The 16,800-nt window shown below is 71.9% G+C and carries 13 protein-coding genes; 8 read left to right on the plus strand and 5 right to left on the minus strand.

Annotated features, from left to right (window positions below):
* The first annotated feature begins 31 nt into the window (after positions 1-31).
* Positions 32-1,219 carry an NAD(P)/FAD-dependent oxidoreductase gene (locus tag CFN78_RS01965; protein ID WP_240519207.1) on the plus strand — a complete coding sequence of 396 codons (1,188 nt, stop codon included), beginning with the start codon at positions 32-34 and terminating at the stop codon, positions 1,217-1,219.
* A 42-nt stretch (positions 1,220-1,261) separates the two neighbouring features.
* On the opposite strand, the gene CFN78_RS01970 is transcribed toward CFN78_RS01965, so the two are convergent.
* Complete coding sequence (locus tag CFN78_RS01970; protein WP_094860763.1) at positions 1,262-1,846, minus strand: dihydrofolate reductase family protein; 585 nt, start codon at positions 1,844-1,846, stop codon at positions 1,262-1,264.
* A 135-nt stretch (positions 1,847-1,981) separates the two neighbouring features.
* Between CFN78_RS01970 and CFN78_RS01975 the strand changes: the two genes are divergently transcribed.
* The 6 genes from CFN78_RS01975 to trpS all read left to right on the plus strand — a co-directional run bounded on the left by CFN78_RS01975 (position 1,982) and on the right by trpS (position 8,253).
* Complete coding sequence (locus tag CFN78_RS01975) at positions 1,982-2,569, plus strand: TetR/AcrR family transcriptional regulator (protein WP_094860764.1); 588 nt, start codon at positions 1,982-1,984, stop codon at positions 2,567-2,569.
* Positions 2,570-2,775: 206 nt separating this feature from the next.
* Positions 2,776-3,096 (plus strand): hypothetical protein, encoded by a 321-nt coding sequence (locus CFN78_RS01980; RefSeq protein ID WP_094860765.1) that lies wholly within the window; start codon positions 2,776-2,778, stop codon positions 3,094-3,096.
* A 135-nt stretch (positions 3,097-3,231) separates the two neighbouring features.
* On the plus strand, positions 3,232-5,766 hold the full coding sequence (locus CFN78_RS01985) for a bifunctional FO biosynthesis protein CofGH (protein ID WP_094860766.1): 2,535 nt from the start codon (positions 3,232-3,234) through the stop codon (positions 5,764-5,766).
* A 62-nt stretch (positions 5,767-5,828) separates the two neighbouring features.
* Positions 5,829-6,593: an arginase family protein gene (locus CFN78_RS01990; protein ID WP_094860767.1), complete on the plus strand. Its 765-nt coding sequence runs from the start codon at positions 5,829-5,831 to the stop codon at positions 6,591-6,593.
* Positions 6,594-6,712: 119 nt separating this feature from the next.
* Positions 6,713-7,126 (plus strand): VOC family protein, encoded by a 414-nt coding sequence (locus CFN78_RS01995; RefSeq protein WP_094860768.1) that lies wholly within the window; start codon positions 6,713-6,715, stop codon positions 7,124-7,126.
* A gap of 137 nt (positions 7,127-7,263) precedes the next feature.
* Complete coding sequence (gene trpS / locus CFN78_RS02000) at positions 7,264-8,253, plus strand: tryptophan--tRNA ligase (RefSeq protein WP_205660415.1); 990 nt, start codon at positions 7,264-7,266, stop codon at positions 8,251-8,253.
* Between the two features lie 107 nt (positions 8,254-8,360).
* Here trpS and CFN78_RS02005 read toward each other — a convergent pair whose 3' ends face one another.
* Complete coding sequence (locus CFN78_RS02005; protein ID WP_094860769.1) at positions 8,361-10,643, minus strand: S9 family peptidase; 2,283 nt, start codon at positions 10,641-10,643, stop codon at positions 8,361-8,363.
* A gap of 343 nt (positions 10,644-10,986) precedes the next feature.
* Between CFN78_RS02005 and CFN78_RS02010 the strand changes: the two genes are divergently transcribed.
* Positions 10,987-14,181: an ATP-binding protein gene (locus CFN78_RS02010; RefSeq protein WP_094860770.1), complete on the plus strand. Its 3,195-nt coding sequence runs from the start codon at positions 10,987-10,989 to the stop codon at positions 14,179-14,181.
* 99 nt (positions 14,182-14,280) lie between these two features.
* On the opposite strand, the gene CFN78_RS02015 is transcribed toward CFN78_RS02010, so the two are convergent.
* From CFN78_RS02015 to CFN78_RS02025, 3 genes are read right to left on the minus strand one after another with little or no spacing between them, the layout of a single operon-like run.
* The gene (locus tag CFN78_RS02015; protein WP_094860771.1) at positions 14,281-15,132 is read right to left on the minus strand and encodes an ABC transporter permease; all 852 of its coding nucleotides are present in this window, start codon (positions 15,130-15,132) and stop codon (positions 14,281-14,283) included.
* Positions 15,129-16,124, minus strand: a complete 996-nt coding sequence (locus tag CFN78_RS02020; protein WP_094860772.1) for an ATP-binding cassette domain-containing protein — start codon at positions 16,122-16,124, stop codon at positions 15,129-15,131. The genes CFN78_RS02015 and CFN78_RS02020 overlap by 4 nt, the downstream gene beginning before the upstream one ends.
* A 26-nt stretch (positions 16,125-16,150) precedes the next feature.
* Positions 16,151-16,726 carry an NADPH-dependent FMN reductase gene (locus CFN78_RS02025; RefSeq protein ID WP_094861076.1) on the minus strand — a complete coding sequence of 192 codons (576 nt, stop codon included), beginning with the start codon at positions 16,724-16,726 and terminating at the stop codon, positions 16,151-16,153.
* Positions 16,727-16,800: the final 74 nt, after the last annotated feature.

Consider the following 16,800-nt stretch of genomic DNA (forward strand, 5'->3'; position numbering starts at 1 on the left):
CGGACTCCGGTGACGAACGGAAGGAACGATCGTGAGCAATGCGGAAGTCGTCGTCGTGGGTGGCGGACTCGAGGGACTGGCGATCGCGTGGGCGCTGGCCGATCGCGGGGTACGCGACGTGCTGGTACTCGAGCGGGAGGGGCTGTGCTCGGGCGGTACGGCCAAGTCCAGCAGCATCGTGCGCTGCCACTACGGGGTCGCCTCGCTGGCGGCCATGTCGCAGCGCGGGGTCGAGTTGTTCGCCGACGCCGAGGAGATCCTGGGGTCCGATGTCGGTTACCGCCGGACCGGGTACGCCGTCGGCGTCGGCCCGGAGAACGCGGACGCCCTGCGCGCCAACGTCGCCCTCCAGCAGTCCGTCGGCGTGGGCGTGCGCGAGATGTCCGCGGCGGACATGCGGGAGCTGTGGCAGGGAATGTACGTCGACGATTTCGCCACCTTCGCCTACGAGCCGGACGGCGGGCGCGGGGACGCCTACCTGCTTGGCATGGCGTTCGGTTCCCGAGCGCGGGAACTGGGCGTCCGCGTCCGGCAGCAGACGCCGGTGACCCGGCTGCTCACCGGCGACGACGGCAGGGTCAGCGGCGTCGAGACGGCGGGCGGTGAGCGGATCTCGGCGGGCACCGTCGTGCTGGCGAACGGTCCCTGGTCGGTGGCGCTGGCCGAACCGCTCGGCGTCGACCTGCCGGTGTGGGCGCAGCGGGCGCAGATCGTCATGGTGGACCCGGGCGAGCCGCTGGGCGAGGTGCCGGTGTTCTCCGACCTGGTCAGCCTGCAGTACGTGCGGACCGAGCCCTCGGGGGAGCTGCTGTTCGGCAACAGCGACCACAGCACGCCCGAGTACGCCGATCCGGACACCTACCGCAACCGCGCCGACGACTCCTTCGTCGAGATGGCGGGGGAGAAGCTCGCGCACCGGTTCCCCTCGTGGGCGGAGCCGCGGATGATCACCTCGTACGCCGGTTGCTACGACGTCACCCCCGACTACAACCCGGTGATCGGCCCGGCCGAGGTGCCGGGCCTGTTCCTGGCGGTGGGCTTCAGCGGTCACGGTTTCAAGCTCGCCCCGGCGGTGGGCAGGCTGGTCACCGATCTGATCGTCGACGGGGTGAGCGGCGATCCGGCCATCCCGGCGGAGGACTTCCGGCTGGCCCGCTTCGCCGAGGGGGCCCCGCTGGTCAGCCGCAACCCCTACGCGGGCGCGGGCCAGATGCGCTGACGGGGACCCGTCGACGGGTTCCTCCCGGGTGCGCTGGCCGGCTCAGCGCTTCGTGTACGTCAGGTGCGTGACGCCGCTGTCGAACACCGTGGTGCCGGTGAGGTCGAACCGCTGGTGGTCGAAGCCGCCCCGAAACAGCGGTATGCCGGCGCCCAGGACTACGGGGTGGAGCTTGACGACGAGTTCGTCGATCTCCGGGCGCAGCGCGTTCGCCAGGGTGCCGCCGCCGACGAGCCAGATGCCCAGGCCGTCCTGCCGCTTCAGCTCGCGTGCCTTCTCGACGGGGTCGCCGGACACCAGCCTGACCTTCGGGCCGGGGCATTCGGTGAGGGTGCGGGAGAAGACGTAGTGCTCCAGGTGCGGATACGCGTCGTCCACCCCCGCGGCGAGGCCGACCTCGTAGGAGGCCCTGCCCTCCAGGACGGTGTCGAAGCGCTGGTTGGGCGGGTCGATGCCGAGCGCCTCGCGGGCGGGCCCGGGGAGGATGTCGGACCATTCGTCGATGATGTTCGCGATGTGGCCGCCCTCGAACACGAACAGTCCGTCGGGCCCGGACGGGTCGGTCCCGTCGGGGCCCGCGATGAAGCCGTCGATGCTCGACGCGACGAAGTAGGTGAGCTTTCGCATCCGGATGTCTCCTCGGTGTGGTGCTCGCAAGGTGGGTCACCGGCACGGGTCCGGACGTCCACTTCATTTGTAGTACTATGAACGTAGTGGTTACAAGCGATATCCGGCAACGTACTTCCCGGAGGTGGCCGACTCGTGGCCCGGAACCCCGCGCGGCGCGCCGCGCTCGTCGACGCCGCCATCGAGGTACTGGCGCACGAGGGCGCCCGGGGGCTCACCTTCCGCGCCGTCGATGCCCAAGCCGCGGTGCCCGCCGGAACCGCGTCCAACTACTTCGCCGACCGGGACGACCTGCTGAACCAGGCGGGCAGGCACATCCACGTACGGCTGGCTCCCGAGGAGTCGGCGCTCGCGGAGCTGATGGACGCCCCCCGCTCGCGGGAACTCGTGTACCGGCTGATGCGGGATCTGGTGGCCCGGATGCTCGGCGACCGTGCGGGCTATCTGGCGCTGCTGGAACTGCGACTGGAGGCCACCCGGCGGCCCGCCCTGCGCGCGGCGCTCACCCGAACACTGCGGGAGAACCTGAAGCGGAACGTCGATTTCCATCGCGAGGCCGGCCTGCCGGACGACGGCGACACGGTCCTGCGGCTGTACTTCTCGATCACCGGGCTGCTCGTCGAGTACCTCACCGCTCCCGGCGTGCTCGACGAGCACGAGCTCGACGACCTGGTGGGCATCCTGGTCGACAGCGCGCTCGGCATCGGACCGCACCACCGCTGACCAGTGACGCGACAGCGCGTCACGCCCCGGTCGCAGCATGCACCCCTCCGGTCGCTAGTGTCTTCCGGCGACTGGGGCTGAGAGGCCGGGTCTTGACACACTCGGTAGCTTTCAAGCGGCCAGTGCGAAATCCATCCCTCCAAAGGGTGAACATTCGTATGGGAGGCACCCCGGTGCGTAACCCCGCATCACCTGCTCGCGTCCTCATGACGCGAGCCGCCGCGACGTTCGGCGTCGCGCTGCTCGGCATGCTCGCGGGATCCGCTCCCGCGCTCGCGGCGGACGGCGAGTACGTCCGCGCCAGCGGCGTGCCCTTCGGCATCCTCGGACCGGTCGGCATGGTCGCCGTCGCCGTCGGCGTGCTCGGCATGGCCGTCGGCGTCGCCCGCAGCCGCAAGAAGGCCGCCGCCGAGCGCCTCGCCGCGCAGGCCGCCGCCGAGCGACTCGCCGCGCAGCCCCGCGCCGAGTACCCGGACGACGCCACCCGCCCGGTACTGACCCCGGTGCGCCGGAGCCCGGCCGCCTGATCCGTGGCCGCGGACCCGGTGCCTTGTTCCCGCGGACCCCGCTGTTTATTCCCACGGGGCCCGCGAGACCGCCGAGTAATCCCTCACATCCCCAGCGCTACCCCCGGCCTTCCCGGCGCCCGTAGGCTCGGCGGAATGGTTGACGTGTCGATCACCCCGCCCGACCCGAAACCCAGCGACAGCGCCATGCGCCGCGCCCTGCGCCGAGCGACCGACGGCGTCGCCCTCGACGCGGGCGAGGCCGCGATCCTGCTGCAGGCGCGCGAGAGCGACCTCGACACGCTGCTCGCCGCCGCGGGCAGGGTCCGCGACGCCCACCTCGCCGACCAGGGCCGCACCGGCGTGGTCACCTACAGCCGCAAGGTCTTCATCCCGCTCACCCGTCTCTGCCGGGACCGCTGCCACTACTGCACCTTCGTCACGGTGCCGGGCAAACTGCACTCCCTCTACCTCGAACGCGAGGAGGTGCTGGAGATCGCCAGGGCAGGTGCCGCCGCGGGCTGCAAGGAAGCCCTCTTCACCCTCGGCGACCGGCCGGAGGACCGCTGGCCCGAAGCGAAACGCTGGCTCGACGAGCGCGGCTACGACTCCACCCTCGACTACGTACGTTCCTGCGCCATCGCCGTGCTGGAGGAGACCGGCCTGCTGCCGCACCTCAACCCGGGCGTACTGAGCTGGGAGGAACTGCAGCGCCTCAAGCCGGTCGCGCCGAGCATGGGCATGATGCTGGAGACCACCGCCGAGCGGCTCTGGTCGGAGAAGGGCGGGCCGCACTACGGCAGCCCGGACAAGGAACCCGCCGTGCGCCTGCGGGTGCTCGACGACGCGGGCAGGGTCGGCGTCCCGTTCACCACCGGAATCCTGGTCGGCATCGGGGAGAACCTGACCGAACGGGCCGAGTCACTGCTGGCGATCCGCCGCCGGGCCCGGCAGTACCGCAACATCCAGGAGATCATCGTCCAGAACTTCCGGGCCAAGCCGGACACCGCGATGCGCTCCACTCCGGACGCCGACCTGGCCGACCTGGCCGCCACCGTCGCCGTCGCCCGGCTGCTGATGCCGCCCGGCGTCAGCGTGCAGGCCCCGCCGAACCTCGTCGGCTCCGAGCACGCGCTGCTGCTGCGGGCCGGGATCGACGACTGGGGCGGCGTCTCCCCGGTGACCCCCGACCATGTCAATCCCGAGCTGCCGTGGCCGGAGATCGACGCGCTCGCCGGCTGGACCGCCGAAGCCGGTTTCGCACTCCGCGAGCGGCTGACCGTCTACCCGAAGTACGTGCGCTCCGCGGAGAAGTGGATCGACATCCGCCTGCACGCCCACGTCGACGCTCTGTCCACATCGGACGGACTGGCGGACGAGTCCGCGACGGTCGCCGGACGGCAGTGGCAGGAACCCGACGGCGGGCTGGAGACGACCGGACGCGCGGACCTGAACGCCTCCATCGACACCGAGGGCCGCACCTCCGACCGGCGTGGCGACTTCGACAGCGTCTACGGCGACTGGGACATCCTGAAGACGCAGGTGCCCTCGGCCGCGCTGCCCGAACGTCTCGACGGTGACGTCCGCAAGGGCCTGCACCTCGCCGAGAACTATCCCGGCGCGCTGCTCGCCGAGGCGAACGCCGCCGCCGCGCTGGCCCTGATCACCTCGGAGGGCGCCGCGCTGGAGGCGATGGCCGGCCTGGCCGACGACCTGCGCGCCGACGTGGTCGGCGACGACATCACCTACGTCGTCAACCGCAACATCAACTTCTCCAACGTCTGCTACGTCGGCTGCCGGTTCTGCGCGTTCGCGCAGCGGGAGCGGGACGCCGACGCCTTCCGCCTGTCGGTGGACGAGGTCGCCGCCCGTGCCGTCGAGGCGCACGAGGCCGGTGCCACCGAGGTCTGCATGCAGGGCGGCATCGACCCGAAGCTGCCGATGACGTACTACGCCGACGTCGTCCGCGCGATCAAGGCCGCGGTGCCGGGCATGCACGTCCACGCGTTCTCGCCGATGGAGATCGTGTCCGCGGCGTCGAAGGCCGGCGTGAGCGTCGCCGAGTGGCTGACCGAACTGCGCGACGCCGGGCTCGGCTCGATCCCCGGCACTGCCGCGGAGATCCTCGACGACGACGTCCGCTGGATACTGACCAAGGGCAAGCTGCCCGCACAGACCTGGATCGACGTGGTCACCACCGCGCACAAGCTCGGCATCCAGTCGAGCAGCACGATGATGTACGGCCACGTGGACAACCCCGCGCACTGGGTCGGCCATCTGCGGGTGCTGTCCAGGATCGCCGCCGACACCGGCGGGTTCACCGAGTTCGTCGGCCTGCCGTTCGTCCACCACAACGCGCCGATCTACCTGGCCGGGGTGGCCCGTCCGGGGCCGACCATGCGGGACAACCGCGCCGTGCACGCGTTCGCCCGGCTCGCGCTGAACGGCCGGATCGACAACGTCCAGTGCTCCTGGGTCAAGCTCGGCGACGAGGGCACCGCGCAAGTGCTGCGCGGCGGCGCGAACGACATCGGCGGAACGCTGATGGAGGAGACGATCTCGCGGATGGCGGGTTCCGAGCACGGCTCCTCCCGTACCGCGGCCGAACTCGACCACCTGGCCACCCTCGCGGGCAGGCCCTCGCGGCAGCGCGGCACCACCTACGGGCGGACGTTGGCCGCCGCGGGCTGACCCATCGGGAGACGCCGGGAAAACCTCCGACCGGCACGCCGGCCCCGGGTACCATCGCCGGCGTGCCGATCGTTCACGTTCCCTATCACCAGGACGAGCGGCTGCCCCCGCGCGACATCCCGCTCGCGGGCACGCCGCGGGTCACCGTGGATCCCGGACTGCCGGAGGGAGACCTCTGGGAACGTCTCGGGGAGCTGCACGACGCCACCGCCGACGCGGTCGCCGGCATCGCCGGAACCGGGGCCGTGCCGACCGTCGTCTCCGGCGACTGCCTGACCATGCTCGGCACCGTCACCGGCCTGCGACGCGCGGGCGCCGACCCCGCCGTCGTCTGGCTCGACGCGCACGGCGACGTGCACACCCTCGACTCCTCCACCTCCGGCTACCCGGGCGGAATGGCGCTGCGTTTCCTGCTCGGCGCGCTGCCGGACCCGGTCGCCGCACGACTGGCCACATCACCCGTCGCCGAGGACCGTGTCCTGCTGGTCGACGCGCGCGATCTGGACCCGGCTGAGGAGACCTACCTGGCCACGGCCGGCATCCGGCGGTGCTCAGTGCCCGCGCTGGGCCCGGACACGGTGCCGGACGGCGCCCTGGTGCTGCACGTCGACGTGGACGTCATCGACGAGGCGGAGGTGCCGGGGCTGCGGTTCCCGGTCACCGGCGGCCCCTCCGGCGAGGCCGTGCTGGCGGCCGTGCGCCGGGTGCTCGGCACCGGCCGGGTGGCCGCGTTCGACATCGCCTGCCCCTGGCACCCGGCCGAGGGCGAGGAGGCCGCCGCCCGCCGCGCCGCGCTACTGGCCACCCTCACCACCCTCAGCGCCTGACCCGCTCCCGCACGGCAACGGGCTCCCGTTCCGTTCGCCCGGTGGGTGCCCGGAAATCCGCTTGCCGTGACGCCCGGCCCGGCAGTAGCAATAACGGGCCGGAACGGGAACGGAGTCACATGCGATTCGAGAAGATGGGCATCGCCCTGCAGAGCGAGGATCCCGCCGCGAGCGCCCGGTTCTTCACCGAGCACCTGGGCTTCCGGGTCGCCATCGACCTGGACTGGTACGTCAGCCTGCACCACGACGAGCACCCCGGCTACATCGTCGACTTCGTCCGGCGCGGCCATGAGGCGATGCCGGAGAGCCTGCGCACGCAGTCGCCCGCCGGGCTGATGCTCGGGCTGCTCGTCGCCGACGCGGTGGCGGCCGAGGCGGAACTGCGGGCGGCCGGGGTGGAGATCGTCGGGGCACTGGTGGACGAGCCGTGGGGGCAGCGGCGGTTCCACGTCCGCGCCCCGGACGGGATCGTCTGCGAGATCCTGCAGACGATCGAACCGGACCCGGAGTGGATGCGGCAGAACGGTTACTGAGCGGCTACCGACTCGCCTGCGGCGGGCCCCGGCCACGGGCATGGAACAATCCGCCCGTGTCCGAGAGCCCCGAAGCCAGCCCCGCGCCCAGCCAGGAAACCGCCGGTACGGAAACCGCCCCCGGCGCCCGTCTGCGGGTGCTGTCCGGGATCCAGCCGACCGCCGACTCTTTCCATCTCGGCAACTACCTCGGCGCGCTCCGCCAGTGGGTGCGGCTGCAGGAAACCCACGAGACGTTCTACTGCGTCGTCGACCTGCACGCGATCACCGTGGAGCAGGACCCGAAGGTGCTGCGTGAGCGCACCCGCCGCTCGGCCGCCCAGTTGCTCGCCATCGGCGTCGACCCGGCGCACAGCGCCCTGTTCGTGCAGAGCCACGTGCCCGAGCACGCCCAGTTGAGCTGGGTGCTGGAATGCCAGACCGGGTTCGGCGAGGCGGGCCGGATGACCCAGTTCAAGGACAAGGCCAGCAAGCAGGGCACCGACCGGGCCAGCGTCGGCCTGTTCACCTACCCGGTGCTGCAGGCGGCGGACATCCTGCTGTACCAGGCGAACGCCGTCCCGGTCGGCGAGGACCAGCGGCAGCACCTCGAACTCTCCCGCAACCTGGCACAGCGGTTCAACAACAGGTTCGGGGCGACGTTCACCGTGCCGGAGCCGCACATCGTCAAGGACACGGCGAAGATCTACGACCTGCAGGACCCGAGCGCGAAGATGAGCAAGTCGGCCTCGGCGGCCGGCGGCATCGTCGAACTGCTGGAGGACCCGAAGCGTTCGGCGAAGAAGATCCGGTCCGCGGTCACCGACGCCGGACGCGAGGTCATCTACGACCCGGAGGGCAAGCCGGGCGTCGCGAACCTGCTGACCATCTACTCGGCCCTGACCGAGCGCGGCATCGCCGAACTGGAGGCCGCGTACGAGGGCAAGGGGTACGGCGACCTGAAGAAGGACCTCGGCGAGGTACTGGTCGACTGGGTGACGCCGTTCCAGGAGCGTGTCCGGTCGTATCTGGACGACCGCGCCGAACTGGACAAGGTGCTCGCCGCGGGCGCCGAGCGCGCCCGCGAGGTCGCCTCCCGCACCCTGGCGAAGGTGTACCGCCGGGTGGGTTTCCTGCCGCCCGGCTGACCGGTCGCGCTGACGCACCTGCTCGACCTGTCCTCGGCCTACATCGCCACCGCACATCCAGTAAGTCGGGCTTGTCGAGGGCGGCGTCCGCGTCCGCTGCTCAGGGCTCAGCCGGATGGTTGGACGGCCCAGTCGGGCATCGGGGGGAACGGTGCGAGCCGGTAGGCCGGGGGTTCGGTGCCGTGCAGGTGCCGCACCAGGTAGTCCCAGGTGCGCCGGGTGACGTAGTGGTACCTGCCCTGGAAGTTGTGCTCGACGCCCGGGACGACGAGCATGTCGACGTCGGCATCAGCGTCGATGAGCGCGTCCACCAGGCGCATGCTCTGGTGGGGCAGCACGTTGTCGTCGAGCTCGGCGTCGATCAGCAGGAGCTTGCCGCGCAGGTTGCCGGCGTGCGGCGTGTTCACCAGCGCTCGACGGCCCTCCTCGGTGATCTCTCCGTGGTTGTGCTCGACCCAGAACGGCAGGTACATCGAGAAGTCGTGCGGGCCGGCCTGCGCGACCCCCACCGAGTAGAACCCGGGGCGAGTCAGCAGGGCCCGGGCCGTGAAGAACCCGCCACCGGAGTGGCCGGTGATCCCCACTCGGTCGGTGTCGAGCCACGGGTGGCGGCGTCCGAGCTCGCGGATGGCGGCGACGTGGTCGTCCAGCGCCGCGGCCATGCCCAGATCGCCCTGGGAGTGGTCGAGGAACGCCTTGCTGCGCACCGGGGTGCCCCGGCCGTCGAGCGCGACGACCGCGAACCCGAGCGCTGCCAGCGCCTCGGGCTCCCCGGTGAACAGGTCGCCGAACGCCGGTGAGGCCCGGTGGATGTTGGGCCCGGGGTAGGTGTGGTCGACGATGGGGTAGCGCCGCGCCGGGTCGAAGCCGTGCGGGCGCCACAGCAGCCCGTAGATCGGGGTGTGCCCGTCCGCCGCCGTCGTCCGGAACCGCTCGGGCGGGCTCCAGCCGACCGCCTCCAGCGAGGTCGCGTTCGGAGCCTCGAGTTCGACCAGCACCTGGCCTTCGTCGCCGAGCACCCTCGTACGAGGCGGGCGGGCGACGGTCGACGCGCGGTCGACGATGTAGTCGCCGCGGGGCGGGCCGACCGCGTCGTGGTCGAGGTCGTCGTCGGTGATCCGCACGAACCCCCCGCCGTCGAGGTCCACCCGGCAGATCTGACGGATGTAGGGGTCCTCGTGCAGACCGTTGGCCAGGAACCACACCTGGCCGCGCTCCTCGTCGACCCGCAGGACCCGGCGGACCAACCACTGCCCCCCGGTGACCCGTCCGAGCAGCTCGCCGTCGGAGGAGTAGCGGTACAGGTGACCCCAGCCGTCGCGCTGGGACCACCACAGGATCTCCCCCGATTCCAGGATGCGTACCACGGGCGGGGCGTGCAGGTACGGCGCGGGATCGACCCGAGTCCGGCCGGTCTCGGCGACCAGCGTCGTCATCGCACCGGTGCCCGGGTCGAGGCGGCGCAGCTCGAGGGTGCGCCCGTCCCGGGACTGGTGCAGGACGTGCACGGCGTCCTCCTTCTCCCCGGACCACCACCGCCGGTCCAGAGCGTAGGGAGAGGTCAGTACCTCCGGCTCGCCGGACGCGACCAGGTTCTGCCCGGTACGGATGTCGAGGACGTGCCACGTCATCGTCGCCTGGGCTTCGTCGCCGGGCATCGGGTAGCGGATACGGTGTGCCACCGGCCGCCCGCCGTCGGACGGGGCGGCCTCCACCAGAACCTGCTCGGGCAGCTCGCGCTGGTCGATCCGGTGGGTGACCAGCCGGGTGGAGTCCGGCGACCAGGCCGCCACCAGCACAGAGTCCAGTCCCAGCAGGGGCAGCTTGACCTTCGTGGCCGCGTCGGGGAACCCGCCGTAGTCCCAGTGCGGCTCGGCGTCGTCGGTGAGTGCGAACTCCCGCTGCCCGTCCCGGCTGCGCACCCACACGTTGCCGTTCCGCCGGAACGCCACCCACGCCCGGTCCGGCGAGACGATCTCCCCCGGCCCCACCGGGGGGCCGTCCTCTACCTGCTTGCAGGTCCCGGTGCGATCCGACCACTCCCACCGCGCGTCGAATGCCGAGAAACGGATCACTTCGGGATCCCGGCCGGGGACCTCGAACTCCACGGAGGTGAGCGGCAGGTCGTCGGCCTCCACCGCACGCCCGGACGCCTGCGACAGCGCCGCGGCGAGCCGCTCGTGATCGAACGCGCCGCGCCTGGTGCCCGCCGCCGGGGCGACCAGGACGTACCGCGTCCCGGACCAGTACCGGAACCGAGCACCGTCGTCGGACCACTGCGGTACCACCGCGGCCTGCGGGACCAGTCGGGCCCGGTACGGCGCGAGCATCTGCTCCGCGCGCGCATAGTCGATGTCGGTGAGGTGGACGCGCCCAGCCGGGTCGCTCATGTCGGAGCCCTTCTCTTGATGGGATTAGGCCGACCACGTCACACCATGACGCCGCGTCGAGCTCTACTCGAATGTGAGCCACATCATGAGGCTTGCTATGTACGGTGGTCGAACGCTGGACCCCGCCGCCGGGTGTCCCGGTCGGCGGACCCGGCCGCGGGGTAGCGCTCGCCAACAGCGACCGAGGACTGGAGCAGCTTCCAGTCCGTGTCGTCGGGGAACCCGAGCGGTCGTGTGGGCGGTATGCCCCAATCCGTTTCCTTGTCGTCGGGGGTAGTCGCTACCGTCGGTCCCGGGCGCACCGGAAGGCCGCCCCGGGGGACGAGGCTGGGATGACACCGACATGACTTCCGTGCTGATCGGACGAGACCACCCCGCGGAACTTCTCCGCGGGGTGGTGCGCCGGGCCGCGGGCAGCCACGGCGGGCTGGTCCTGGTCACCGGCGAGGCGGGTATCGGGAAGACGACGCTCACCACCGGTGCGGCCGCGGAGGCCGCCGAACAGGGCGCGCTGGTGCTGCACGGCGCGTGCTGGGACTCCGACAGCGCGCCCGGCTACTGGCCGTGGGTACAGGTGATCCGTGCGCTCCGGCGGACCGCGGGCGAGCAGGAGTGGGCGGAGGTCGAACGGGCGGCGGGCAGCACGCTGGCCGCACTGCTGGGCGAGTCGCGCACCGCCGAAACCATCGGCGACTTCGCGCTCTACGACGCGGTGACCACCGCGCTGGTGACGGTGTCCGCCCGCAGGCCGGTGCTCGTGGTGCTCGACGACCTGCACTGGGCGGACGCCGCCTCGCTCTCCCTGCTGGAGTTCGCCGCGCGGCACACCTGGTTCGAGCGACTGCTGATCGTCGGAACGTACCGCGACGTCGAGGTGGAGGCCCCGGAACATCCGCTGTGGCCGCTGATCACGCCACTGGTCGCGATGGCCACCACGGTCACGCTCACCGGCCTCGAACCCGAGGACGTCGCCGCCCTCATCGCCCGCACGGTCGGCGAGGAACCCGGCGCCGCGCTGGCCGCCGAGGTACACCGCCGCACCGGCGGCAACCCGTTCTTCGTCGAGCAGACCGCCCGGCTCTGGAGCAGCGGCGGCTCGGTCACCGCCGTTCCGCCCGGCGTCCGGGACGCGCTGCAGCGCCGCATGTCCCTGCTGCCCGCCCCGGTCCGCCGGATGCTCACCGACGCAGCCGTGCTGGGCCGCGAGTTCCACCGTCAGGTACTGGCCGCCGCCGCGTCGACGCCGGTGCCGCGGATCGACCGGCTGCTGGACCAGGCGGTCACCTCCCGGCTCGTCCTCGCCCGCGGCTCCGGCACCTTCTCCTTCGCCCACGACCTGGTGCGCGAAACGCTCTACGAGGCGCTCGACGAGGCCGACCGCTGCCGCAGGCACGCCGAGATCGTCCGTTCCGTCGACCGGGTACCCGCGGTGGCCGGACGGATGCTGCCCGCGGAACTGGCCGGGCACGCGTACCTGGCCGGTGCCGAACTCGATCCGGCACGTGCCGTGGACCGGCTCGTCACCGCCGCGCGGGACGCCTCGGGCAGGCTGGCCACGGCCGAGGCGATCGAGCACTACCGGCGCGCCTACGAGCGGGTCGGTGCCGTCGACGACCGGCGCAGGCGGGTGATCGTGTCCCTGGACTACGGCCGCGAGCTGGACCACGACGGCGACCGGGACGGTGCGCTCGTCGTGTTCCGGGTGGCCGCCGACGCCGCCAGGGAGAGCGCGGATCCGGCGCTGCTGGCCAGGGTCGCGCTGACCGTCTACCGGGTGGACGTGGCGCCCACGGCGGATCGCTGGGAGGTGGACCTGCTGCTCGACGCCTACCGTGCGCTCGCCGGGCCGCTGCCCGAGGCGGAGCCCCGGCTGGACCGGCTGGCGCGGGAACTGACCGTGCGGGTGGCGGAGCTGGCGCGCGGCGGCGCGGACGACGACTCGCTGACCTTCGGGCTGTGGGCCCGGCACGACGCGATCTGGGGGCCGGGCAGTGCCAGGGAGCGGGTGGGGATCACCGAGGAGCTGATGGCCCTCGCCCGCCGCACCGCCGACCACGAGGTCGAGTACTTCGCCGCCTCGTTCCGCTGGGTGGCGCTGCTGGAGCTGGGCGACGAGCGCTACCTTGACCAGTTCCACGAGTTCGTGGCCTCGGCGAAACGTGCCCGGCTGGCCCGATCGGACTTCGCGTCCTCCGTGGACCAGAGCATCATCTACGGGCTGATGGGCCGCTTCGCCGAGTCCGAGGTGTTCCTGGACCGCGCGCTGGAACCGTTCGGCGACAACGTGCACAGCCACTTCACCTTCATGACCCACCACCTGCGCTGGAACTGCTGGCTGCTGCAGGGACGGTTCGGCGAACTCGCCGAACTGCACCAGGAGCTCGCGGCCGCCGACCACCCGTTCCCCCGGCTGCTGGAGGGCGTGACGGCCGCCGAGCAGGGGGACGCCGCCGCGCTCGCGGCGCTGGCCGAGCCGCTCGCCGCGGAAGGGCCGTATCCGATCGACTTCGAACCGATCTGGCTGCGCCTGCAGGCGCGGATGGCCGTGATCACCGGGGACGCGGCGATGCGCGAGCGGGCACGGGCGGACCTGCTGCCGTACGCCGGGCAGTGGCTGGTGGCGATCTACGGCTGCGACATCGGCGGACCGGTCGCCTACTGGGTCGCCGAACTCGACGCCGCGGCGGGCGACTGGGACGCGGCGGTGGACGGCTTCACCGAGGCGCACGGTTCCGCCGACCGGCTGCAGGCCAGACCGTGGTCGCTGCTCGCAAGGGAGGGGCTGGGCCGGGCGCTGCTCGGCCGCGGGCACGCCGGCGACCTGGCGGCCGCGCGCGAGACGCTGGCGGCGGTGGCAGGTGAGGCCGCGACGCTGGGCGTACGGCATGTCGCGGAGGCCGCCGGGCGGCAACTCGCCGAGGCCGGTCCGGTCGATATCGGTCCAGCCGACTCGGCCACCGGCGGTTCGGCTCCCGGCGGCGATCCCTTGCCCGCCAACGAGTTCCACCGCGACGGCGCGGTCTGGTCCGTGCGGTTCGGCGGGCGGTCCGCGCACCTCCCGGACGCGAAGGGCCTGCGCGACCTGCACCTGCTGCTCGGCAGGCCGGGCACCGACGTGCCCGCCGTGCGCCTGCTCAACCCCTCCGGTGGCGATGTCGTGGTGGCGGCGAGGGGAATGGGCGGCGACGCGGTGCTCGACGAGGAGGCGAAGGCGGCCTACCGCCGCAGGCTCGACGGGCTGGACACCGAGATCGACCGGGCCGTGGAACGCGGAGACGACGACCGGGCCGCCGCGCTGGACCGGGAACGTCAGGCGTTGCTGGACGAACTGCGCTCCGCGGCCGGGCTCGCCGGCCGCACCCGCAGGCTCGGCGACGAGGCCGAACGGGCCCGCAAGACCGTGACCGCCCGCATCCGGGACACCCTGCGCAAGCTCGACGCGGTGCATCCCGAACTCGCCGCGCATCTGCGCGCCTCCGTGGTCACCGGCGCGAGCTGCGGCTACCGTCCCGGCGTCGAGACACGCTGGCGGCTCTGACCGCGGAACGCGCCCCGTACGGCCGGAAACCCTTGTGCCGCAAGGGACACATACACGGCGGGCCCGGCCGTGATGGCCGGGCCCGCCGTGCTTCCGCGGTCACTTCCGGTTGTACAGCCGCATGGTGAGCGTGCCGAAGACGAGGATGAGCGCCCCGGCGGCGACGAGCACCCACAGGGTCGCGCCCGCGTCCGGCGTGCCGTTCATCAGTCCGCGTACCGAGGCGACGAGCAGCGTGATCGGGTTGACGTCGACGAAGGCCTGCAACCAGCCCGGCATCGTCCCCGGGTCGACCAGGATGTTGCTGAGGAACGTCAGCGGGAACAGCACCAGCATGCTGACCCCCATCACCGACTTCTCCGAGCGCATCAGCAGCCCGAACATCGTCCAGATCCAGGAGAAGGCGAACGAGAACGCCACCAGCATCGCCACGCCCAGCAGCACACCGGCGAGCCCGCCGGCCGGCCGGAAGCCGAGGACCAGGCCCAGCGTCAGGATCACCGCGGACGCCAGCAGGTAGCGCACCGCGTCGCCGAGCAGGTAGCCGACCAGCGGCGCGGGCCGCCAGATCGGCAGGGTGCGGAACCGGTCGAACACGCCCTTGCTGATGTCGGTGTTCACCGACACCCCGGTGTACATCGTCGTCATGACCACGCTCATCACCATGATTCCCGGCAGCAGGTACTGCAGGTAGTCGGTGACCGAGCCGTTGCCCAGCGCTCCGCCGAACAGGTACGTGAACATCAGCGTCATCATGATCGGGAACGCGGTGACGTCGAAGAGCTGCTCGGGAACGTGCTTGATCTTCAGCATCGACCGCCACCCGAAGGTGATCGAGGCCGACAGCGCGCTCGGCCGTGGCGGCTGCTCGACCGCGATCAGCACGTTGGCCAGGTTCTCGGCCGAGGGGGCGGCCAGTTCGAGTTCGTCGTCCTTCGTGGCCGTGGTCATGCCACTGCCTCCTTCGCGTCACGGTGCCCGGCGGGCTTGTTGGTCAGGGCCAGGAAGACCTCGTCGAGGCTCGGCTGGCCGAGGGAGAAGTTGTCCACGGTGATGCCCTCGCCGGCGAGTTCGGCCAGCGCGCGCGAGGCGTGCACCGCCGCGCCCTGCTCGGTGCCGTCGTTGATCCGGGCGGTCAGCGCGAGCGGGTCGGCGTCGAGCTGCACCGGGGCGTCCAGGACGCGGTTGAGCAGTTCCTCGGCGCGCGGCCGCTGCTCCGCGTCGCGGAGCCGGAGGTGTACCGCCCCGGCCCCGACCGACGCCTTCAGCTCGCCCTTCGTGCCCTCGGCGATGACCCGCCCGTGGTCGATCACGGCGATCCGGCTGGCGAGCTGGTCGGCCTCGTCGAGGTACTGCGTGGTGAGTAGGACGGTGGTGCCCTGCGCGACCACCGCCCGGACGATGTCCCAGACCTGGTTGCGGCTGCGCGGATCCAGCCCGGTCGTCGGCTCGTCCAGGAACAGCAGGTCGGGGGTGTTCAGGATGCTGGCGGCGATGTCGATCCGCCTGCGCATCCCGCCGGAGTAGTTCTTCACCTGCCGTTTCGCGGCCTCGGTCAGGCCGAAGGCGTCCAGGAGCTGCTCGGCCCGCGCGTACGCCGCGGGCTTGCGGTGCCCCAGCAGCCGGGACAGCAGCACCAGGTTCTCGGTGCCGGTCAAATCCTCGTCCACGGAGGCGTACTGGCCGGTGAGGCTGACCCGGGTGCGCACGGCGTCCGCCTCCCGCACGACGTCGTGGCCGAACACCCTGGCCTCGCCCTCGTCCGGGCGCAGCAGGGTGGCCAGCATCCGCACGGCCGTCGTCTTGCCGGCACCGTTCGGCCCGAGCACCCCGTACACGGAGCCCGCGGGCACCGTCAGGTCGATGCCGTCCACCGCCCGGTTCTTGCCGAACACCTTCACCAGCCCGGAGGTCTCGATGGCCGGTGCCTCGGTTGCGTTCATGCTCTTTCCTTTTCCTCTGTCGTCGTTCATGACACGTAGGGGCGTGCGGCCCGCGCGTCCCGCAGCGCGAGGCCCCACCAGACGAGCTGGTCGAGCAGCGAGGCCGCGGCGCGCAGCCTGCTGTCGGTGTCGTGCGGTGTGCCGTCGTCGCCGAACTCGCCGTCCAGCAGGTCGAATCCGAGGCTGTCGCGCACCGTGACCATGTGCAGTTCGGTGAAGACCGTCCGGAGCGCTTCGACGGCGTACATGCCGCTCATCCGGCAGCCGTAGGAGACGAAGCCGACCGGTTTCGCCTGCCACTCGTCGTAGGCGTAGTCGATCGCCTGCTTGAGCGAGGCGGGGAAGCTGCGGTTGTACTCCGGTGTCACCACCACGAACGCCTCCGCCCGCTCGATTCGCCCGGTGAAGGCCGACATCGCCGCGGTGGGCTCGGCCGGGTAGCCGGCCGGGAAGTCGAACGCCGCGAGATCGACCACGTCCAGCTCGACGTCCCCCCTCCGCCGCGCCACCCCGGCGAACCAGTCGCCGATCGCGCCGCCCGCGCGGCCGTCGCGGGTGCTGCCGATCAGCAGCGCGACGCCCAACGGTGACGTACCGGTCATCGACGCCTCCACGCTCGTTGTTACCGCTTCCCCCCGCAGGCGCGAGATCGGCACGCGCGTGCCGCTGGATCGGA

Source organism: Amycolatopsis antarctica (assembly GCF_002262875.1).
Classification (GTDB): domain Bacteria; phylum Actinomycetota; class Actinomycetes; order Mycobacteriales; family Pseudonocardiaceae; genus Amycolatopsis; species Amycolatopsis antarctica.